At 43.5% G+C, this 22,641-nt stretch carries 17 protein-coding genes; 11 read left to right on the top strand and 6 right to left on the bottom strand.

The annotated features are described in order from the left end of the window. Nucleotides 1–288: 288 nt before the first annotated feature. From greA to ACP7AA_RS09870, 4 genes are all read right to left on the bottom strand, one after another. Nucleotides 289–765, bottom strand: coding sequence for a transcription elongation factor GreA (gene greA, locus ACP7AA_RS09885; protein WP_079691347.1), 477 nt, complete (start codon nucleotides 763–765; stop codon nucleotides 289–291). Nucleotides 766–1,120: 355 nt separating this feature from the next. Beyond that, on the bottom strand, nucleotides 1,121–4,375 hold the full coding sequence (carB, locus tag ACP7AA_RS09880) for a carbamoyl-phosphate synthase large subunit (RefSeq protein ID WP_426223457.1): 3,255 nt from the start codon (nucleotides 4,373–4,375) through the stop codon (nucleotides 1,121–1,123). Between the two features lie 156 nt (nucleotides 4,376–4,531). Next, nucleotides 4,532–5,764: a glutamine-hydrolyzing carbamoyl-phosphate synthase small subunit gene (carA, locus tag ACP7AA_RS09875; RefSeq protein ID WP_296175659.1), complete on the bottom strand. Its 1,233-nt coding sequence runs from the start codon at nucleotides 5,762–5,764 to the stop codon at nucleotides 4,532–4,534. 448 nt (nucleotides 5,765–6,212) lie between these two features. After that, nucleotides 6,213–6,761 carry a phosphatase PAP2 family protein gene (locus ACP7AA_RS09870; protein ID WP_426223456.1) on the bottom strand — a complete coding sequence of 183 codons (549 nt, stop codon included), beginning with the start codon at nucleotides 6,759–6,761 and terminating at the stop codon, nucleotides 6,213–6,215. A gap of 270 nt (nucleotides 6,762–7,031) precedes the next feature. Between ACP7AA_RS09870 and ACP7AA_RS09865 the strand changes: the two genes are divergently transcribed. Then, nucleotides 7,032–7,568 carry a gamma carbonic anhydrase family protein gene (locus tag ACP7AA_RS09865; RefSeq protein WP_201625378.1) on the top strand — a complete coding sequence of 179 codons (537 nt, stop codon included), beginning with the start codon at nucleotides 7,032–7,034 and terminating at the stop codon, nucleotides 7,566–7,568. Between the two features lie 148 nt (nucleotides 7,569–7,716). Here the strand turns inward: ACP7AA_RS09865 and ACP7AA_RS09860 are convergent, their stop codons facing one another. Continuing rightward, nucleotides 7,717–8,163, bottom strand: a complete 447-nt coding sequence (locus ACP7AA_RS09860; protein ID WP_201565097.1) for a hypothetical protein — start codon at nucleotides 8,161–8,163, stop codon at nucleotides 7,717–7,719. Between the two features lie 216 nt (nucleotides 8,164–8,379). Between ACP7AA_RS09860 and ACP7AA_RS09855 the strand changes: the two genes are divergently transcribed. The 3 genes from ACP7AA_RS09855 (at nucleotide 8,380) to ACP7AA_RS09845 (ending at nucleotide 10,661) form a co-directional block, all read left to right on the top strand. Continuing rightward, nucleotides 8,380–9,081: an HAD family hydrolase gene (locus ACP7AA_RS09855; protein ID WP_413499992.1), complete on the top strand. Its 702-nt coding sequence runs from the start codon at nucleotides 8,380–8,382 to the stop codon at nucleotides 9,079–9,081. A 116-nt stretch (nucleotides 9,082–9,197) separates the two neighbouring features. Next, nucleotides 9,198–10,293 (top strand): peptide chain release factor 2 gene (gene prfB, locus ACP7AA_RS09850; protein WP_201625376.1). Its coding sequence is split into 2 segments (ribosomal slippage): nucleotides 9,198–9,269 and nucleotides 9,271–10,293, totalling 1,095 coding nucleotides; the frame shifts between segments, so codons are not numbered across the junction. An 83-nt stretch (nucleotides 10,294–10,376) separates the two neighbouring features. Further along, nucleotides 10,377–10,661 carry a pyrimidine/purine nucleoside phosphorylase gene (locus tag ACP7AA_RS09845; RefSeq protein ID WP_426223455.1) on the top strand — a complete coding sequence of 95 codons (285 nt, stop codon included), beginning with the start codon at nucleotides 10,377–10,379 and terminating at the stop codon, nucleotides 10,659–10,661. A gap of 109 nt (nucleotides 10,662–10,770) precedes the next feature. Here ACP7AA_RS09845 and ACP7AA_RS09840 read toward each other — a convergent pair whose 3' ends face one another. Beyond that, entirely contained in the window at nucleotides 10,771–11,223 is a 453-nt protein-coding gene (locus ACP7AA_RS09840; RefSeq protein WP_426223454.1) for a GNAT family N-acetyltransferase, read from the bottom strand. A gap of 179 nt (nucleotides 11,224–11,402) precedes the next feature. Here ACP7AA_RS09840 and ACP7AA_RS09835 point away from each other — a divergent pair, with 179 nt between their 5' ends. The 7 genes from ACP7AA_RS09835 to ACP7AA_RS09805 all read left to right on the top strand — a co-directional run bounded on the left by ACP7AA_RS09835 (nucleotide 11,403) and on the right by ACP7AA_RS09805 (nucleotide 22,439). Continuing rightward, nucleotides 11,403–12,536 (top strand): DNA topoisomerase IB, encoded by a 1,134-nt coding sequence (locus ACP7AA_RS09835; protein ID WP_426223453.1) that lies wholly within the window; start codon nucleotides 11,403–11,405, stop codon nucleotides 12,534–12,536. A 203-nt stretch (nucleotides 12,537–12,739) separates the two neighbouring features. Next, a complete protein-coding gene (locus tag ACP7AA_RS09830; RefSeq protein ID WP_426223452.1) occupies nucleotides 12,740–14,488 on the top strand; it encodes an AMP-binding protein in 1,749 nt (582 codons plus the stop codon). 86 nt (nucleotides 14,489–14,574) lie between these two features. After that, entirely contained in the window at nucleotides 14,575–15,366 is a 792-nt protein-coding gene (locus ACP7AA_RS09825; RefSeq protein ID WP_426223451.1) for an SDR family NAD(P)-dependent oxidoreductase, read from the top strand. 210 nt (nucleotides 15,367–15,576) lie between these two features. Next, the gene (locus ACP7AA_RS09820) at nucleotides 15,577–16,068 is read left to right on the top strand and encodes a L,D-transpeptidase family protein (protein ID WP_426223450.1); all 492 of its coding nucleotides are present in this window, start codon (nucleotides 15,577–15,579) and stop codon (nucleotides 16,066–16,068) included. A gap of 464 nt (nucleotides 16,069–16,532) precedes the next feature. Further along, nucleotides 16,533–19,130: an ATP-dependent chaperone ClpB gene (gene clpB, locus ACP7AA_RS09815; protein WP_201565089.1), complete on the top strand. Its 2,598-nt coding sequence runs from the start codon at nucleotides 16,533–16,535 to the stop codon at nucleotides 19,128–19,130. Nucleotides 19,131–19,340: 210 nt separating this feature from the next. Further along, complete coding sequence (locus tag ACP7AA_RS09810; RefSeq protein WP_426223449.1) at nucleotides 19,341–20,591, top strand: PQQ-dependent sugar dehydrogenase; 1,251 nt, start codon at nucleotides 19,341–19,343, stop codon at nucleotides 20,589–20,591. Nucleotides 20,592–20,789: 198 nt separating this feature from the next. Continuing rightward, nucleotides 20,790–22,439, top strand: coding sequence for a BCCT family transporter (locus ACP7AA_RS09805; protein WP_426223448.1), 1,650 nt, complete (start codon nucleotides 20,790–20,792; stop codon nucleotides 22,437–22,439). Nucleotides 22,440–22,641 lie beyond the last annotated feature (202 nt).

The raw sequence follows: 22,641 nt of genomic DNA, 5'->3' as shown, positions 1-22,641 counted from the left end.
CATAAACCGCCAAACAATATAAGCTATTTATCGAAGCGTATTATCAAACGATTAAATCATAAACTATCGAATTACTGATTTATCCGTCATTATTTTAATGAATAGCTAAGCATGTGCCATGCGCCTAATTATTTAGCCATCTCAACTCAACAATTATGCGCTAAAACGAATTGAGTAGAAAAGCAGCGTTGTGTAACTGCTCTCCTATAAACGATAACTTTTTGTGTGCTTTACTTTATATATTTCTTAAGAAAATTACTATTTTACTCACTATAAAAACCAATCAGATTAATCGTAAATCACTTTCATGATTTCGTATTCGACCACACCTTTTGGCGTTTCGATACGGGCTTCGTCGCCTTCAGATTTACCAATCAAACCACGCGCGATAGGTGAATTAACAGAGATTTTACCAGCTTTAAAATCAGCTTCGTCGTCACCAACGATTTTGTACTGTTTTTCTTCTTCGGTGTCCATATTTTCAATAACGACGCTGACGCCGAATATCACACGACCATCTTTTGGTAAAGTCGTCGGGTCAATCACTTGCGCGCCGCCAAGTTTTGCTTCGATATCACGGATACGCGCTTCACAAAAACCTTGTTGTTCGCGGGCTGCATGATATTCAGCATTTTCTTTTAAATCGCCGTGTTCGCGAGCTTCAGCGATAGAAGCGGTGATGCGTGGACGGTCGACACTTTTTAACTGTTTTAATTCGGCTTCTAGAGCCGCATGTCCTTGCGGAGTCATGGGATAACGTTGCATGTTTTTTCCTTAAACCAATAACACCACACCATCTCCTAGTGAATAGTGAGATGGTGTCAGTGTTGTTGCAATGAGTATGTGAAGATATAAAAAGAATGAGGTTTAGACGGTGTCATAAGTAAATGCGCGCTTATCTATGAGCGTATATACACTGATAGATGATACACATGAACCTTACGTAATAAAAAGCATAGTCGCAGTTTAGCCACTATGCTTTTTAGGTCTATCTTTTTAAAACTTTGTTTTTTTAAGCACTACTGTTATATAAAAATAGATAACAAGTTTTGCAGCAGCGATTAAACAAGCACTGCAGTTATGCTTAATCTACTGAAATTATACCGCCAAGTCAATAGAGCTATGCGATAGTCTTTGCTTGTTCGTGCAAATCTTGTAGCTTATACACATCAAACGGTAAGTCGATGGCATAAGATTTACAAACCGCATCTGCCGCGCCTAAGGTTGTCACATAAAAGACTTTGCCTTGTAGGGCACTACGGCGGATAGAGAATGAATCCTCTTGTGCCTGTTTGCCTTCAGTGGTATTGATAATAAGGTCGATTTTACCATTTTTCAAGGCATCGACGATATGTGGGCGACCTTCGGTGACTTTATTGATTTGCTTACACTCAATACCGTTATCGCTAAGTACTTTTTGCGTACCCGTGGTGGCAACGATTTTAAAGCCATAGTCGATTAGCTGACGGGCGATAGGGGCGACTTGTTCTTTATCGCTATCACGTACCGAGATAAAGACAGTTTTGGTTTCGCCCTCAACAGGTAGACCTGGCAGACGCTCGTTACTACCGATAACCGCTTTGTAGAATGCTTCGCCAAAGGTTTTACCAACGCCCATCACTTCACCGGTTGATTTCATCTCAGGGCTCAAGATTGGGTCAACACCAGGGAATTTAGCAAATGGGAATACTGCTTCTTTGACCGCGAAAAATGCAGGAACAATCTCGGTAGTAAAGCCTTGGTCTTTTAATGACGTGCCAGCCATACAGCGCGCTGCGATTTGTGCTAAAGAAGTACCAATACATTTAGAGACAAACGGCACGGTACGCGCAGCACGTGGATTCACTTCTAAGATATAAACGGTTTCACCTTTTACCGCAAACTGGACGTTCATTAGACCAATTACGCCAAGCTCTTTTGCCATCGCAACGGTTTGCGCGCGCATGACGTCACACAATTCATCAGACAATGAGTAAGGTGGCAATGAACAGGCTGAGTCACCAGAGTGCACGCCAGCTTGTTCGATATGCTGCATGATACCGCCAATGACGACATCAGTACCGTCGCTAACACAATCGACATCGACTTCAATAGCATCATCTAAGAAACGGTCTAACAATACCGGTGCTTCATTCGATGCTTGTACCGCAGTACGCAAGTAGTGTCTTAATTCATCTTCGTTATAAACGATTTCCATCGCGCGACCACCAAGTACATAAGATGGGCGTACTACTAATGGATAACCAACGTCTTTTGCTTTGACCAGACCATCTTCTAAGCTCGTCGCTAGAGCATTGGTTGGTTGCACAAGATTCAATTGCTGAATCATATGCTGGAAGCGTTCGCGGTCTTCAGCACGGTCAATCGCATCTGGGCTAGTACCGATGATTTTAACGCCAGCAGCTTCAAGCGCGCGCGCCAGCTTCAATGGCGTTTGGCCACCAAACTGTACAATCACGCCATCAGGATTTTCGATACGCACAATTTCTAACACGTCCTCTAAGGTGATTGGCTCAAAGTATAGACGGTCTGAGGTATCATAATCGGTTGAAACCGTTTCAGGGTTACAGTTAACCATGATGGTTTCATAACCATCTTCGCGCATGGCAAGCGCCGCATGGACACAGCAATAGTCAAACTCGATACCTTGACCGATACGGTTAGGACCACCGCCGATAACCATGATTTTCTTATTATCCGTTGGATTGGCTTCACATTCGCTGTCGTACGTTGAGTACATATAAGCGGTGCTAGTTGCAAACTCTGCGGCACAGGTATCGACGCGTTTATAGACTGGATAAACGTTTAAATCCCAACGCTTAGTGCGTAGCTGCTTTTGTGAGACACCAAGCAGTTTCGCCAAACGCAAGTCTGATAAACCTTTACGCTTAAAGCTACGTAAATTATGCTCAGTTAAACCGCCAAAACCTAAGGCTTTAACTTGTGCTTCAGTTTTTACGATATCTTCGATTTGTACCAAGAACCATGGGTCAATTTTGGTTAAGTTAAACACTTCATCGACGCTCATCCCAATACGGAAAGCATCGGCAATATAATAAATGCGTTCAGGGGTTGGAATGGTTAAGCGATTGTTAATCTCGCTACGTGCTTTTTCAATACTTACTTTTGATAAGTCGATTTGCTCATCAAAACCATCATTGCCAGTTTCCATACCGCGCAAGGCTTTTTGCATCGACTCTTGGAAGTTACGACCGATTGCCATCACTTCGCCAACCGATTTCATCTGCGTTGATAAAACATTATCGGCTTGTGGGAATTTTTCAAAGTTAAAACGAGGGATTTTCGTCACAATGTAATCAAGCGCAGGCTCGAAGCTTGCTGGCGTTTTGCCACCCGTGATATCATTTTGCAATTCATCTAGCGTATAACCAATCGCCAATTTTGCTGCGATTTTAGCAATCGGGAAGCCAGTGGCTTTTGAGGCCAATGCTGATGAGCGTGATACGCGTGGGTTCATCTCAATAACGACCATACGACCAGTCTCAGGGTTGATACCGAACTGCACGTTTGAGCCGCCCGTTTCAACGCCGATTTCACGCAGTACTGCTAATGAAGCATTACGCATGATTTGGTATTCTTTATCGGTTAACGTCTGCGCTGGCGCGACTGTGATGGAGTCGCCGGTATGCACGCCCATCGGGTCAAAGTTTTCAATCGCACAAATGATGATGCAGTTGTCGTTTTTGTCACGAACCACTTCCATCTCATATTCTTTCCAACCGATGAGTGACTCATCGATAAGCAATTGATGGTTTGGTGATAAGTCAAAACCGCGCTCACAAATCTCGATAAATTCGTCACGGTTATACGCGATACCGCCACCTGAACCACCCATAGTAAATGACGGACGAATGATACATGGATAGCCCATTTTTTCTTGGGTCGCAAAGGCTTCTTCCATGGTCTCAGCCGTTTCAGCACGTGGACACTCAAGACCAATACGCTTCATGGCTTTATCGAATAAGTTGCGATCTTCTGCCATCTCGATTGAATCTTTGGTCGCGCCAATCAGCTCACAGTTATATTTGGTCAAGACGCCATGTTTGTCTAGGTCTAAAGCACAGTTTAGCGCTGTTTGTCCGCCCATCGTTGGCAGGATAGCATCCGGACGCTCTTTAGCTATAATTTGTTCAACCGTCTGCCACGTAATCGGCTCGATGTACGTCGCATCAGCCATGACAGGGTCAGTCATGATGGTTGCAGGGTTTGAGTTGACCAAGATGACGCGGTAGCCTTCTTCTTTTAGCGCTTTACACGCCTGCGCGCCTGAGTAGTCAAACTCACATGCTTGGCCGATGACGATAGGGCCTGCGCCAATGATAAGAATGCTTTTTATGTCGGTACGTTTTGGCATAGTTAGGGCTACCTTCGTTTGGGTGATATTTTGAGTAATCTGTATTTTAACGATATGTTCAATAACGCTTATCGTGTCTGCTATGGTGCAGCTTGAACCACCATCTGTGCTTCAAGCTTTATATTGATTATTTGCTTACGGCTAATTATCGATAACTTACGCTTTCGCCGCTGCCATCATATCGGCAAATTTATCAAACAATGGCGCAGCATCATGCGGGCCAGGGCTGGCTTCTGGGTGACCTTGGAAACTAAAGACTGGCTTATTGGTCAGCTCAATACCTTGGTTGGTACCGTCAAATAATGAGCGATGGGTCGATTTAACGTTGTCAGGCAGGGTGTCTTCATCAACGGCAAAACCATGGTTTTGACTGGTAATCATAACCGTACCTGTGGCTAGGTCTTGAACTGGATGGTTGGCACCATGATGACCGGTTTTCATTTTGATGGTTTTTGCACCGCTGGCAAGACCAATCAGCTGATGACCTAAGCAGATACCAAAGGTTGGAATGTCCGTTTCTTCAATGATATGACGTACCGCATCGATAGCGTAATCACAAGCCGCTGGATCGCCAGGACCATTTGATAAGAAGATACCGTCTGGATTCATCGCCAGCACGTCTGCGATAGGTGTTTGCGCAGGTACGACAGTGACATGACAGCCGCGGTCTACTAGCATACGTAGGATATTGGTTTTGCTACCGAAGTCATAGGCGACGACATTGTATTTTGCTTCGACGTGCGTGCCCAAATGTTTAAAGAAGCCGCCTGTACCGCTATCATGGCTACCAGCTACATCACGGTTAAGTAAGGTGTCTGATAAATCCCAGCTACCAGCGGTCCATTCAAATATCGTCGGTGTACAGCATTCTTTTGCCAAGTCCATACCTTCGATACCAGCAAATTCTTGTGCCAATTTAATCGCTTGCTGTTCATCTTCGCTGCTAATCGTTGCGCCGTTAGAAGCCGTCATGATACAACCGTTTTGTGCACCTTTATCACGTAATAGGCGGGTCAATTGACGGGTATCAATATCAGCAATGGCGACGGTATTATGGCTCTGTAAATAATCACTCAATGATTGAGAGTTGCGGAAGTTTGAGGTCACCATGGTCGCATCACGGATGATAAGGCCTTCAGCCCATACTTGATGACCATTACCAGATTCGACATCTTCAGCGTTGGTACCAGTATTACCAATGTGCGGATAAGTAAGCGTGACCAGTTGGCGTGCGTAACTTGGGTCAGTTAGGATTTCTTGATACCCTGTCATGGCTGTATTAAATACCACCTCACCGACACGATGACCAAGACTACCGATACTCAAACCGCGAAAAATCGTACCGTCTGCTAGTGCCAAAATTGCTTGTATTTCTGCCGATGAATTCAAGGGTTGCCTCCGCTGTTATTAGTGAGTGCTGTGCTATTTTTTGGTTAAAATAAAGCGCTGCTTTTTTGATTATTGCTATTTAACTGCGGCTAAATAACCATAATAAAAGAGACAGCGCCAAAATTTTTCCACAAAAAAGCGAGAAGACATCATAGATGAAAAGGTACAGGATTCACTAAGGGGTGAATAAGTAACTTACATCATGTCCGCTCGCTTTGGCACAGATTTTGCGCATTATACTAGAGTTTTGCGTTAAGGGCTAGCACCTTAAGGTGAGGAAGGCGGATAAAATGGGCATAATGTTAAAACGGTTGTTATTTAATCAAAAACTGAGGCAATACCAAAAGCGTTTTTATTCTAAACAGGTTGTATAGTTGATGCCAAATAAAATAGACTCGCCATATCGTTTTTACATCGAACTGACTATATCTACAAGCAATCTAAAGCCTTAAAAATTATAATGAACCGATAAGCCGTAATAGTCGGGTGCTAAATTGGTGGCGATATGCAATTGGTCATCATAATAGCTTTTGGTTAAATACATACTGCTGGCAACCCCTAAGGCTGCTCCCGCCAATACGTCAGTCACATCATGCTCGTCGGCTTCAACGCGGCTATAAGCCACGAAACCAGCACCAATATAGGCAGGAATGCTATATTCTAAGCCATAGCGTTTATGAATAAAGCTTGCGCCCTGAAACGCCATTGAGGTATGACCAGAGGGGAAGGATTCCTCATCACGGCCATTGGGTCGCTCTTTATCTATCACTGACTTTAGCACTTGCGTCGCAGCAACGTTGGTCGCAAATGAATAATAAAATTGCTGACGACCCTCTTTATCATCCATATAATAAGTGCTACCGTAAGCAGCTGCTGGTATGGCAAAGGCCAGCACATCGCCTACCTTGCTAGTAGAGCTACTGTCTGCGTGGGCAGGGATGGCAGCCATCAAGCTGGTCGATAATAAAATGATAGGGGCATATTTTTTGCTGATCATCACTGCGATCCTAAAAAGGGTTGGTGAGCGTTGATTGTCCATATAAAATTTTATGGTTGTTTTATAGGGATAAATGGCATACGACTTTATGCTAATTGCTACTTGCTCTATTGATTGGCGGCAGCATTATACTATAAAGTTTTTATCTTTCTTTACAACTATTACGCTTTAGGTCAAATTTATTTATGACACGTTTTTTACGCTAGGCTTTTTTACCACGCACTTTTACTATGTATAAACTTATATAAAAATAACGATTAAGGATGGATGATGATTTATCAATATTTAGACAAAACGCCAGAGTTTGCAGCACCTTTTAATGGCTGGGTAGCTGATTCAGCACGAGTGATAGGCGATGTGTATTTGGGTCATAAAGCCAACGTGTGGTTTGGAGCGGTGATTCGCGGTGATAACGAGCGCATTCATATCGGTGATTATAGTAATGTGCAAGAAAACAGCGTCATTCATACCGATGCAGGCATTGAGGTTAAAATCGGTAATTATGTCACCATTGGCCATTTAGCGATGCTGCATGGCTGCGAAGTTGGTGATAATAGCTTGATAGGTATTGGTGCGGTGGTGTTAAATAATGCCAAAATCGGCAAAAACTGTATCATTGGTGCCAAAGCTTTGGTCACCGAAGGTAAAGAGATTCCGGATAATTCACTGGTGATGGGCGCCCCTGCAAAAGTGGTCAAAACCTTGACCGATGAGCAGGCGGCAATGTTAAAACTGTCAGCGTTACACTATGTTGAGCGTTGTCAAAAATTTAAAACTGGCTTAACAGAAATAGCGATGCCTGATTAATTGCTATAGATGTTTGAAAAATAGAAGTCAGAACAATTTTATGAAAAAAGGATGGCTTTCATAAAAGGGATTGCTCAATAGTGAGCAATCCTTTTTATGAATGTTAACTTATTTTTTGACGTTGTGATGCTTTTTATGCAAACGGTCGTTATGCCAGTAGCATCATGATAAGCCAAATAACGGCAAAAATGATAATGCCGATAATCAGGCCGCGAAAGATATCATGGCGAATAGAATGGTCACTAAGATAATGATTATTACCGGTATCGTCGATATTTAAGGCATTGACGCTTTCAGCACCGGCGCTTTTACCGACGATAAAACCTGTTAACGCCCCCAAAATTAGCATAAACGGCGTAAATAGCCAGAATATCTCGCCATTGCCCATACCGGCTATTGAGCGAATAACAACGATGGCAAGGTCGATAAGTAAGCCGCCAAAACCATATAACAGAGCGTTTAACAGCGCATAAAGTAGACGCTCTAAAGGCGATTGATAGCTTTTGCCTAACTGCCGTCGCCTGATTTCTCTGATTGAGCGGGCAGGAGGTCGCGGTCGGTTGGACAAAGCAGTTTTATCATCAGGCGCTTTCATAAATTTCTCTATTGTTATTATTCAGCAGGCTAAAGATAAGCTAATGGGATATTAAAGTAAACAAGTTAGCATAATTTTGTTTGGTAAACAGTGGGCTTCTAAAAGTTTATTCAGCAAATTTTATATTCATCAATACTTTTACATTAAGCTCTTTATTTCAAAAATCATTTATATCTAAAAAATCATTCCTTTAATAAACAAGAATAAGGTTCCATTATGCAGGCAACACAAGCAGGGCATGCGCCAAAAGAGTTGGCACTTTTTGATTTAGACCATACTTTACTCGATGTCGATAGCGATTACCTATGGGGTGAGTATATCGTTAAGCATAATCTGGTTGACGAAGCTGAGTACCGCACTGCCAACCAAAAGTTTTATCAAGATTATATCGAAGGTACGCTTGATGCGACCGAATATAATGAATTTGTCGCACAATTCTTAAGTAGCTTACCGATGGACAGGCTGCATGAGCTGCGCGAAGATTATATTAAGACGGAAATCGAGCCGCACATTCGCCCAAAAGCCATGGAGGTGCTCTGTCATCATGTCGAGAAGGGTCATGAAGTAGTGATTATTTCTGCCACCAATAACTTTGTAGTATCAGCCATTGCCAAGCGTTTTGGTATTGAAGACGCCAATGTGCTTTCGACGCCGCTTGAAATAAAAAACGAGCGCTATACCGGCAAATTAACGGATAAGCCTAATTTTAAAGAAGGTAAAATTTACCATCTCAATAAATGGATAGATAAGCGAAAATCAGCGGGTATGGATTTTGATAAAACTTATGCCTACTCAGACTCCAAAAATGACATTCCATTGCTCGAATGGGCGGATGTGGCTATTTGCGTGTCACCCGATGATGCGCTACATGCGCACGCGCTTGCCCATCGTTGGGCAGTAGAAGATTGGTCGATTTAGGCAGCTTAAAGTTATTTAATATACAGGCAGTACTAATTAGCCAACTATTTAGCGTCAATCTCATTTAAAATAGCGCCATATCAGTGAGATATCTATTTAAAAAGACAGGAACACTTATGGAAATCAATCCGTATCAAGAACAAATCAAAGATTTATCTGAGCGTGGGCAGGATTTGCGGAGGTATCTTTGACTTCGACGGTAAGCAAGAACGCTTAGAAGAAGTCAATTTAGAATTAGAAAACCCCGAGCTATGGAATGATCCAGAGCGCGCAACCAAGATTAATAAAGAAAAAAGTCAGCTTGATGGCGTCATCGACGTGGTGGTTTCGCTTGAGACTACTTTGGAAGATGCTGCTGCCATGCTAGAGCTGGCGGTAGAAGCAGAGGACGAATCATTGCTTGCTGATGTGCAAGCAGAGCTCGACAATGCAGAGAAGCGCGTTGCTGATTTAGAGTTCCGTCGTATGTTTAGTGGCGAGATGGATCCAAACAATTGCTACTTGGATATCCAGTCAGGCAGTGGCGGCACGGAAGCGCAAGATTGGGCTGAAATGCTACTGCGGATGTATACGCGCTGGGCGGAATCACATGGCTTTAAGGTTGACGTGATTGAAGTGTCTTCTGGTAGCGTTGCTGGGATTAAATCAGCCACGATTGAGATTAAGGGGGATTATGCGTTTGGTTGGTTACGTACCGAAATTGGCGTGCATCGCTTAGTGCGTAAATCGCCATTTGATAGTAATAATGGTCGTCATACTTCGTTTGCTGCCGTTTTTGTGTCGCCTGAAATCGATGATAACGTCGAGATTGATATCAATCCAGCCGATTTGCGTATCGATACTTACCGCTCATCGGGCGCGGGTGGTCAGCACGTGAACACCACCGATTCCGCCGTACGTATCACCCACGAACCAAGTGGCGTGGTGGTGACTTGTCAGAACGAGCGTAGCCAACATGGTAACAAAGCGACAGCGATGAAAATGCTCCGTGCTAAGTTATATGAGCTTGAGATGCAAAAACGTATGGAGTCACAACAAGCAGTCGAAGATGGTAAATCTGATGTCGGTTGGGGCAGTCAAATCCGCTCTTATGTACTCGATGACTCGCGCATTAAAGACTTGCGTACTGGCGTTGAAACCTTTAACACTGGCGCGGTGCTAGATGGTGACCTCGACCAATTTATCGAAGCAAGCCTAAAAGCGGGATTGTAAAGTTAGACTATTATTAATACCATTTGAAAGACCGCTTTTAAGACAACTTTAAAATATCAACCAACATTTAATTAAGGAAAATTATGCCAAGCGTTAATAACTATTTTGATGATAAAGTCACTTCTATCGCCTTTCAAACAGCGACCAAGCCGGCTACCGTTGGCGTGATGGAAATTGGCGAATATGAGTTTGGTACCAGCGAATTTGAAACCATGTCAGTCGTTAGCGGTGCCTTGACGGTCAAGCTGCCAGAAAGTGATGAGTGGCAAACCTTTAATGCAGGCGAGCAATTTACCGTTGAAGCCAATCAAAAGTTTCAAGTAAAAGTAGAGATTGAGACCGCTTATTTATGTGTTTATGGTAAATAATCGTTTTTAGATACTTATTAGAACAATCAACGCCAAGTGTTTAATGCTTGGCGTTTTTTTTGTGGCTGTCTTTTGAGGTAAGTTTGAGTCATAAAATATTTGGTAACCGTTATAGGTTTTTACGATATTGCACCATATCCGTTTGACTGGCGATTGCATCATAGAGTTTGCGCGCGGTGGTGTTTACTTCTTGCGTCGTCCAATAAACACGATTACAGTTTTTCTTATTGGCAAATTCATATACGTGTTCAATCAATGCGCGCCCGAGGCCTTGACCGCGAACCGCTTCACTGACGTATAAATCTTCTAAATAACAACACTCTGTCGTATTCCAAGTATTGGGATGTAGCACCACATGCGTGATACCTACCAAATTTTCACCTTGCCACGCCCCAAAGCCATAAATCGGTGCGTTATTATCAAGCAAGTTGCGCCACGTCGATTCTGTCGTACTCAGTGGCAAACTGGTTTCATAAAATGCCAGATAGCGCTGCCATAAATTTAACCAAGAGTCGTAATCAGCTTTAGATAATGGGGTTGTTTTTATAGAGGTATTTTTCATGATATTTATTTAACTTAAGTGGTGGTGGTTATCGAATTATGGCTCAAAAGCTCATTATTTAGAACCCTTTAAAGAGTGTTTCTTACACATCGATTACACTTTGCTCGTGGCAAACAAACAGCAAAAACAAGCGCAATTGATTATGCTAAAACGACTATTTTATCAATCGAGTATGTATTATGGCGAAGCTAGATGACCAAACAACCACGCAAGATGTGCGCCATGATTATGAATATTTGGCTCGCTTGGCTAACTTACGCTATGTCAGTGATAATGAGCCTGGGTTTACACGCAGGCGTTGGGGACGCGGCTTTACCTATAAAGACGCCATAGGTAAAACGGTCAAAGATAAAGCGTTGCGCAAGCGTTTTGCTGCGCTGGTGATACCGCCGATGTGGTCAGAGGTTTGGATATGCCAAGATGATAAAGGGCATCTGCAATCGACAGGCCGCGATGATAAAGCGCGCAAGCAGTACTTGTATCATCCCGAGTGGGATCGCGTGCGGGACCAAGCTAAGTTTAATGCCATGATAGGATTCGCCGAAGCACTACCTAACCTACGTGCGCAAGTAGAAAAAGATTTAGAAGCCCAGTCGTTATCACGCGCCAATGTACTAGCTGCCGTGGTTAAATTGCTGGAAACTACGTTAATTCGTATCGGTAATAGCCGCTATGCTAAGCTCAATAAGAGCTATGGTCTTAGTACGTTACGCAGCAAGCACGTCAGCGAAACGGATAATGGCTTGGCGTTTGATTTCGTCGGTAAAAGTGCTAAAGAGCATCATATCGAATTGCAAGACGAGCGTTTAATTGACATTGTGCAGGCCTGTAGTGAGTTGCCTGGTTATCAGATTTTTAAATATTTGGACGATGATGGCAACAAGCAAGTTGTCGACAGTAGCGATATCAATGACTATCTACGCACACATACTTGCGGTCATGATTGTGAAAGCAAAATGTATAACGGCAATTTATATAGTGCAAAGGACTTTCGTACTTGGATGGCAAGCGTTCTTGCAGCCAGTCATTTATACGATGAGCTGCAAACCTCGAAAGGGCAAGCAATATTAGCTAGTGAACCCAATAGCGATGAGCGTCAACAGCTGGTTACTGCTATGGTCAAAGCGGTGGCGGAGGAGCTTGGCAATACACCTGCTGTCTGCCGAGCTTCTTATATCAATCCAGTTATTATCGAGCGCTTTTTAGCAGGACAGTTTTTTGAGCCTTATAAGCAAGCGCGCCGTGGACGTACGAAGCAATATCAAAGCTGTGAAGAGAAAGCGTTGCTAGGATTTTTAAGTGCTATAAAATAAGTTTATCTTCCCTAAGAAAACCATATTAAAATTAAAAATGATACGTTATGTATTGAAATAAATATAAAAATGCGTTACTAATAGAGCATACGCAACTTAATAAGTGCAGACAATAAGAGAAAACAGTCTATAGGATATGACTGTTTTACTCCTGATAAAGCGCTGATATCGTCAGTGACCCTCGATTGCTAAAGGATTAGCTTATGAATACCTCTTCTATAGATTTTTCGTCCTCAACCAATTTGTCTTCAGACAACCTGTCTCAAAGCAATTCGTCTTCTTCAAACCCAACTGGCTATAGCGACTACTATAATAACTTTGATATGAATGCGCTATTAACAGAGATATTTGGTGAAAACTTAGATGACCGTCTAAATGCCTATATGGCCTGTTGTGGTCGTCATGTACGTGATGGTCGCGGCGATAACTTGGCGTTAGTGCATGAAGATACTGCTGGCAACGTAACGCGCATGACTTTTGCAGAACTGGATAAGGCAAGTGCGCAAATTGCTCATTTATTACTGTCTTATGGCGTAAAAGTCGGTGAGCAAGTAGCGACCATGCTACCGCGTACGCCTGAGCTGCTCACCATTGTATTGGCGACTTGGCGGATTGGGGCGGTTTATCAACCATTATTCACCGCTTTTGGTTATGATTCGATTAAATACCGGATGGATAAAGCCAATACCAAAGTGGTTTTTACCAATCAGGAAAATCGTGGCAAGTTTGAAGACTTAGCTGAGCAAACCAAAATGGTCATGGTTGGCAGTGAGAATAATGTGCAAGCTGATAATGAAAGCAAATGGTCTGATGATAATTATGCTCAGATGATGGCGACCCAGCCGCAAACGGTAGAGGCTGTTTTGTTAGATGAAGATGCGCAATTTTTGCAAATGTTTACCTCAGGTACCGTAGGTAAATCAAAAGGCGTCAGTGTGCCATTGAGTGCGCTATCAGCTTTTTATCTATATATGCGCTATGCGATTGACTTGCGCGCCGATGATAAGTACTGGAACATGGCCGATCCCGGCTGGGCATATGGATTATATTACGCGATTACGGGTCCTTTGCTGATGGGTGTCACTACCTATTTTAATGAATCGGGCTTTGACGCTGCCAATACCCGCGACTTTATGGTCCGTCATAAGATTACCAATTTGGCATCTTCACCGACTGCGTTTCGGATGATGAAATCGAGCGGCGTGTTTGAAGAAGCTCATAACGATGCCAATGCCAAGCTATTACTACGCTGTGCCAATTCAGCAGGCGAAACCTTGAATACCGAAGTCGTCAACTGGGTGGAAACTTATCTAAACTGCAAAGTGTGCGATCAGTACGGGCAGACCGAAACGGGCATGACCTGCTGCGAGCACCATGCATTAGCTCATGAATGTCCCGTAGGCTCGATGGGCTTGGCGTTACCGGGGCACACATTGGTCGTATTAGATGATGACATGCAAGTATTGCCTGATGGTGAGCAAGGACAGCTGGCAGTGGTCGTCAGTCAATCGCCGGCGTTTTATTTCCGCGGTTATAGTTGGAATGAGAAAGACGCCTTTGCTGAAGATTACTATTTAACCGGCGATGTGGTCGAGCGCCATAGCGATGGCAGCTATTGGTTTTCAGGACGTGATGATGACATTATTATCACGGCAGGCTACCGCGTAGGGCCTACGGATGTGGAAAACACCGTGCTTGAGCATGAGGCAGTGGCAGAATCCGCAGCAGTTGGTGTGCCAGATGAAGTGCGCGGTCATACGATTAAGTCTTATGTGGTGCTAAAGGACGGTATCGAGGGGACGGACGAGATTGCTAAAGAGATTCAAGACTTGGTCCGCAGACGTCTTTCAACTCATGCTTACCCACGTGAGGTTGAATTTGTCGATGCGTTACCAAAAACGCCAAGTGGTAAAATCCAGCGCTTTTTGCTGCGTAGTTTGTCTGCTGCATAAACGAATCGAGGTGTTAATAGTAGTTGAAAATAATAAAATAGTTAGCTTATAAAAATAGTAATAAAACATCAATTAAAGGAATAATTATGCAAATTGAACAACACAGCTTTTTGGTTACTGGCGGTGCATCAGGTCTAGGTGAGTCAGTGGTTCGCGCTATCGTGGCTCAAGGCGGCAAGGTCGTTATTGCTGATTTGAACGAGTCAACTGGGCAAGCTTTGGTTAATGAACTGGGTGATAATGTACGTTTTGTACGTTGTGATGTGACCAGTGGTGATGAGGTGCAAGCGGCTGTTGAGTTGGCTGAAAAAGAATTTGGCGGTCTGCAAGGTTCTATTAACTGTGCAGGTATCGCTGTGGTACAAAAGCTGCTTGATCGTGAAAATAATCCAGCAGATCTTGATGCTTTTAGTCGAGGGGTTAATATCAACCTCGTTGGCTCTTTTAACGTGGCACGTTTGGTCGCGGCTAGTATTGCTAAGCGCGTGGCGAACGGCAATAATACAGAAAGCGCTAATGAGAAGAATGCTGATAATGGCATCATTATCAATACCGCATCTATCGCGGCTTTTGATGGGCAAGTAGGGCAAGCAAGCTATTCATCGTCTAAAGCGGGCGTCGTTGGTCTGACCTTACCGCTAGCGCGTGAGCTGGCGCGTCATGGTATTCGCGTGATGACCATTGCACCTGGCGTCTTTGCCACACCGATGATGGAGACTATCCCTGAAAAAGCACGTGAGCAGTTAGAGGCCGGTGTTCCTTATCCAAAGCGTTTAGGCAATCCAAATGAGTTTGCCAAACTGGTCACGCACATTATTGATAATGCTTACCTAAATGGTGAAGTGATTCGCCTAGATGGCGCGATTCGTATGGTATAAAGTGATTTTAGATTTTAGATTTTGAGTGCAGCAAATTTACCCTTAATTCATAAAGCTTGCACAAACTTGGCATAGTCTTTTGCTATCTTATAAAAGATGGTTTTATCAATGAACGCTTACCTTTAAGAAGCAAAAACTATGTCTTTTTTCAATATAAATAGTAAATATTCACATTGGTTATTTATTGTCATGGGTTTTAGCCTCGCTATCATGACTAGCACGAGTGCCATTGCTGATGAGGGTGTTTCAGAGAACAAACAAGCCATGCTTAACAATATTGTGATTGATAAAGTCTTTGTCGATAAGTCCGCTCGTACCCTGCAGTTGTTAAGCGATAATAAAGTGATTAAAACTTATCATATTGCGCTCGGTGGCAATCCTGTCGGTCATAAGCAGCAACAAGGTGACAAACGAACGCCGACAGGCTCTTATATACTCGATTATAAAAATGAAAAATCTAAATTCTACCGCTCTATTCATGTCAGCTATCCTAATGCGGCGGATAAAGCCCGTGCCAAATCACGAGGTATTAGTCCTGGCGGCGATATTATGATTCATGGGCAGAAAAACGGTTTTGGGCATTTAGCAGCTATAAATCAGCAACGTGATTGGACGGATGGCTGTATTGCCGTTACCGATAATGAGATGGATGAAATCATGGCGGCTGTAGAGATTGGTACACCTATCGAAATTGTGGAATAAGCACCTTGTTAACGTATGTTTATTCAGCTCATATTTAACGTACTTTCTACTTCTATAGATATTTCTAAATCACTCATTTAAGGTTTTTTCGATAATTTATTCATACTCTTAACATACTCATCTCTTTCTTTCTGAAAAACTCCAAACTTCCTATTTTTTCTTTTCTATCTTCCCTTGAAATCTCCCATAAATGTGCCTATTAATGCTTTATCGTCATATCATTGTTATAAGTAAGGTTTATATTGATAAGGTGATATATTAGTGTTTTGTATGGTCTATTTAATTGAAAGCAACTGACGCTCATAAGCCACTAAATATTACTCAGAACAGTTAAATTAACATTGAAATACTACTTAACAAACCCGATATAGATAACAACGAAAAGCTTACGGCACCTTAATACTTATAAAAAGCCGCAGCTACTATCAGATATAAAATATTATTAATTATAAGAGGAAACAAATATGAGATTCGAGAAGTTTACCCAAAAGTTGCAATCTGCCATTCAAGAAGCACAAAGTCTGGCGTTAGGGCGCGACCATACAGGTATCGACCCTGTGCATTTGCTTGCCGTATTGCTGCAAGATGAGTCTAACTTGTCTATTTGCCAGCAAGCTGGCGCGTCTATTCCTGCGCTAAAAAACGGCGTGGCAAAAGCGCTCGACAATCAAGCAACGATTAGTGAGCCGACCGGCGACGTTAATTTAAACCCAAACTCAGTTAAGATTTTGAACTTGGCAGATCGTCAAGCACAAAAAGAAGGTGATGATTTTATCGCCACTGAATGGGTGATGTTGGCACTTGCTGAACAAGGTGACACCAAAAAGATATTTGAAAGCGCTGGCGTAACGGCAAGTAAGTTAAAAGCAGTCATTGAACAATTACGTGGTGATGAAACGGTGAACAATCAAAATGCAGAAGATCAGCGTGATGCGTTGAATAAATATACGATTAATTTAACTGAGCAGGCGGAGCTTGGTAAGCTTGATCCGGTGATTGGTCGTGACGAAGAGATTCGCCGTACCATTCAAGTACTATCGCGCCGTACCAAAAATAACCCTGTACTGATTGGTGAGCCGGGTGTTGGTAAAACGGCTATTATTGAGGGTTTGGCACAAAAAATCATCAATGGTGATGTACCAGAAGGACTACGCCGCAAAGAAGTGTTGTCGTTAGATTTAGGCTCATTGATTGCGGGAGCAAAATTCCGTGGTGAGTTCGAAGAGCGACTCAAAGCGGTACTTAGCGACTTATCAAAGCAAGAAGGCAATGTCATCTTATTTATCGATGAGTTGCATACGTTAGTCGGTGCTGGTAAAGCCGATGGCGCGATGGACGCTGGTAATATGCTAAAACCTGCGTTAGCTCGCGGTGAGTTACATTGCGTTGGTGCGACAACACTCGATGAGTATCGCCAGTATATCGAAAAAGATGCCGCGCTTGAGCGTCGTTTCCAAAAGGTGCTGGTCGATGAGCCAACGGTCGAGGATACCATTGCGATTTTGCGTGGTCTAAAAGAGCGTTATGAGCTGCATCACGGCGTTGATATCCAAGACAGCGCGATTATTGCTGCCGCGCGCATGAGCCATCGCTATATTACCGATCGTAAGCTGCCAGATAAGGCGATTGATTTAATTGATGAAGCGGCAAGTCGTCTGCGGATGGAGATGGACAGCAAGCCTGAGTCACTTGGCAAACTTGATAGCCGTCTCATTCAGTTAAAAATGCAGCGCGAAGTGCTCAAAAACGAAGAAGACGCTGGTGCGCAAGCAGAGCGTAAAGTGCTTGATGCACAAATTGAAGAGCTTGAAAAAGAGTACGCTGATCTTAATGAGATTTGGCAAGCAGAAAAAGCACTGGTCAAAGGCAGTCAGCAGTTAAAAGACGAGCTCGATAAAGCGCGTATTGCTTATGATAAAGCCAGTCGTGAAGGCGATTACGAGACCATGAGTAAGCTGCAGTATGAAACCATTCCGCAGTTAGAGCGCCGTATCCATGAGTCGGATTTGGCCGAGCAAAAAGAGCAGACTGGTGAAAATAGTGGTATCAAACTGCTGCGTAATAAGGTCACGGATAATGAAATCGCCGAGGTCGTGGCGGCTGCGACTGGTATTCCGGTCAGCAAAATGATGCAAGGCGAGCGTGACAAGATGATAGCGATGGAAGAAAAACTCCATGAGCGCGTCATTGGTCAGGATGAAGCGGTCGAAGCAGTCGCTAATGCGGTACGCCGTAGCCGTGCAGGTTTGTCTGATCCGAATCGTCCTTCTGGATCGTTCTTATTCTTAGGGCCTACTGGGGTCGGTAAGACTGAGCTGACTAAGTCACTGGCAAACTTCTTGTTCGATAGTGAGGATGCGATTGTTCGTATCGACATGAGTGAGTATATGGAGAAGCATAGCGTCAGTCGTTTGGTAGGCGCGCCTCCAGGGTATGTTGGCTATGAAGAGGGTGGGGCATTAACTGAAGCGGTACGTCGCAAGCCTTATAGTGTGATTTTGTTTGATGAAGTCGAAAAAGCCCATCCTGATGTGTTCAATATCTTACTGCAAGTATTGGACGATGGTCGCTTAACGGACTCGCAAGGTCGCGTGGTTGACTTCAAAAACACCGTCATCATTATGACCAGTAACTTGGGTTCGCATAAAATCCAAGAAATGGTCGGCGAAAGCTACGAGGATATCAAAGCTGAGGTGATGGAGTCAGTTGGACAGCATTTCCGCCCAGAGTTCGTCAACCGTATCGATGAGATTGTGGTATTCCATCCGCTCGGTATGTCGCAGATGTCAGGTATTGCGGCGATTCAGTTGGATCGCTTGCGTCAGCGCTTGCATGAGCGTGAGTTGGATATCGAGCTATCAGCCGATGCGATGAACAAGCTGGTGGCAGTTGGTTACGATCCGGTTTATGGTGCGCGTCCACTAAAACGTGCTATCCAGCAAGAGATCGAAAACCCATTGTCATTGAAACTGCTGGCGGGTGATTTTGTCGCCGGTGATATCATCAAAGTCGATGTGAGCGCCGATGATAAATTGACCTTTGATAAGCTTAGAATGAGCTAACAGCAAATGCTAAATGACTGTCGCTAAATGACGGTTATGCTTTAAAACAAACCCCTTATTTGCCTATATTTTACATGGGTGGATAAGGGGTTTTTGCGTTTGGTGCAAGCATTATTTTACCGTTGTTATACTTTGCCCGTACTTTGATTATGCTATAAATAATTATAGTGCAAATAAGAATGCAACAAAATTAAGGGAGATGACATCAGGATGATGAACCATAAAAAACAGATAAATAGGCTAATAACATTACCGTTGACTCTTACCGCACTGCTGTTTAGTGTCTCTGCGTGCTCTAATCCTTCAGCCGTCAATACCAATAAAGATCTGAGCGAGTATAAAGAAGGGCAAGCTTCTGTTGATGCATCCATAGCAAATATGGAAAAACCTACCTTTGCAACGAAAGCCGTGACCACCTTTAATGAACCTTGGGCAATGACCGCGTTGCCTACCGTCAATAGTAAAGCAGCCAAACTGCTTGTGACCCAAAAGACAGGCGAGCTATTGATTGTTGATACAGCAACAGGTACGAAAACAACAGTCAGTGGGATACCGAAAGTGGCTTATGGCGGGCAGGGTGGTCTTGGCGATATTATCCTTGCGCCAGATTTTTCTACCTCTAATAATATATATCTTAGCTACGTTGAAGCAGGCAAGGGCGCTGATAGTAATAAATTCGGTGCAAAAGTCATTAAAGCGACATTGACGGGGTCAGATACTGACAGGCCAAGCTTGCAAGCTATGACGCCCATTTGGGAGCAATTTCCGAAAGTGAAAGGGCAGGGGCATTATAGCCATCGCTTACTGTTTTCACCTGACGGGCAGTATTTATATATCAGCTCAGGCGAGCGCCAAGAAAAAACCCCAGCGCAGGATATGAGCGTTAATTTGGGTAAAATTATCAGATTAAATCCTGATGGCTCAGTGCCAGCCGATAATCCCTTTATGAATACAAATAATGATATCGCTGACCAGTTTTGGACCACGGGTCATCGTAATGTACTTGGCATGGCTTTCGATGACAAAGGCAGACTTTGGGCGCATGAAATGGGGCCACGCGGCGGTGATGAGTTTAATCTTATTGAAAAAGGTAAGAACTATGGCTGGCCAATCGTTTCGAATGGCCGTAATTATACAGGAACCGATATTCCGGATCACGATACACGTCCTGATTTTGCAGCGCCTGAAATTACTTGGACGCCCGTTATATCACCTTCTTCTATGAGTATTTATCAGGCCGGTAAACATAATGACTTTCCAGCGTGGCAAGGCAATGCACTCATCAGTGGCTTATCATCAAAAGCGCTCATCGTGGTGAGTTTTGAGAAAAATAACGGAGCGGCAGAACGCTATCGCTATGATGTGGGTGAACGTATCCGTGGCGTCTTAAACGTCGATGGGCAAGTATGGTTATTAGAAGATGGCGCTAAAGGTAGGCTGCTGCGATTATTGCCGAATTAGTGATTTATCTAATGGCCTGCATTAATAGCTGGCTAAATAATCCAACTGAATAATTGATTAAAATGTCTAAATCGAGATTTAAAATAGCCAAGCAAATTGTCACCAAAAAAATATCTTTATTGAGTTTATTTTGTAGTTAATTGATAGTTAAAGGTTAGTTTGTTAAGGTGACCTTTCTTAAATATGAGGTTTTAGCGAATGAACGAAGTAAAAGTAGGTAAGCTCGGCCCATTTCCAAGGGTAAATAAGCCTGTATTTATCACATCAGGCATCTTAATTGTCGGCTTCATCATTTTTGGCTCGTTATTTACTGAAACTGCAGCAGCGCTTTTTAGCTTCTTACAGGACTTTATTGCCGAAAAATTCCGCTGGCTATTTATCATCTTATTCAACGTGGCGCTGGTTTTCTGTATTTACCTTGCCGCCAGCCGCTACGGTGATATTCGCTTAGGTAAGCAGACGGAACAACCGCAATATACCCTGTTTTCATGGATTGCGATGTTATTTTCGGCGGGTATCGGGATTGGATTGGTCTATTGGGGCACAGCGGAACCCTTATACCACTTTATGGCACCGCCCGTTGGTGAGGGACAGACTGTAGAGGCGGCAAAGCAAGCGATGAATCTGTCGTTTTTGCATTGGGGGCTGCATGCATGGGCGATTTATACCGTCGTGGCACTGTCGTTAGCCTATTTTCACTTCCGCCGTGGTTTGCCGTTATCGATTCGCTCAACCTTGTATCCTATCCTCGGGCAAAAGATTTATGGTAAATGGGGTCATACCGTCGATATTTTGGCGGTATTTGGGACGATGTTTGGGGTTGTGACCTCGTTAGGTCTTGGGGTTATGCAGATTAACTCGGGTCTAGAGGGTCTATTTGGTATTCCTAATACCTTGACCGTACAGTTTATTATCATTGCCTTCGTAACTTCACTGGCTTGTGGTTCGCTGATGCTAGGTCTTGATAAAGGGATTAAGCGCCTCAGTGATATTAATATGGGGCTGACCGGTATTCTACTGGCCTTCATGGTGATTTTGGGTCCCACCTTATTTATCTTTGACAGCTTTATTGAAAACGTTGGCAACTATCTGGCAAACATCGTCACGTTATCGACGTGGAGTGAAGCCTATAGTGGCACTGATTGGCAAAGCGCTTGGACGATATTTTATTGGGCATGGTGGGTCAGCTGGTCACCATTTGTCGGCGTATTTATTGCGCGTATCAGCCGTGGTCGTACCATTCGCGAGTTTGTATTTGGCGTGCTACTTATCCCGATGACGATTTTGTTTTTCTGGTTTACAACTTTTGGTGGCGTTGCGATTCAGATGGAGCTATTAGCCGCTATTAGCACTGATTTGGTCAGTCCAGGATTGGTCGCCGCGGTGCAAGCGGATACCGGTAGTGCCATTTTTAAATTGGTTGAATACTATCCGCTTACCAAACCTATCACCTTATTGATTGTGGTGATGATTGTACTTTGGTTTGTGACCTCGTCAGATTCGGCCAGCTTTGTCATCGATATGTTGACCGCTGGTGGCGATACCAATCCACCCAAAATCCAACGCTTATTTTGGGCCATTATGCAGGGCGTGATTGCGGCAATTTTATTAGCGGCAGGTGGATTAGGAGCATTACAAGCGGCGGCCATCGTGGCAGGATTGCCCTTCGCTTTGGTCATATTTGTGATGATGTATGCGCTGTTACGTGGCATGAGTCGCGACCGTCTTATCTTATATCGCAACCAGCAGCGTTACATTACTGACGAGTCAGCCGACCATAATTCAGCCAATGAGTTTGTGGATGAAGAGCTATTAAAAGGTCCGCCTAAAATTGTGAAAGGTGATTAATAGGCTGAATATCGCCGTATCAAAGATATTTTTTATACGTTGAATCATATAGTTAGCTTATATTTATTTTACCTAAATAAACAATATAATAATTGTCATTTAAAATCCTAAGATGCATCGTTATCTTAGGATTTTTAATTTTGCCCATTAACAGATGACTGACCGGATTTGATGGTTTGTAAATATCTCGTTAAGGTTGGCG

Origin of the sequence: Psychrobacter sp. DWR1-2-3 (assembly GCF_049896465.1) — a bacterium.
In the GTDB taxonomy this organism is placed as follows: Bacteria; Pseudomonadota; Gammaproteobacteria; order Pseudomonadales; family Moraxellaceae; genus Psychrobacter; species Psychrobacter maritimus.
This window is presented reverse-complemented; position numbering and strand designations above follow the sequence as displayed.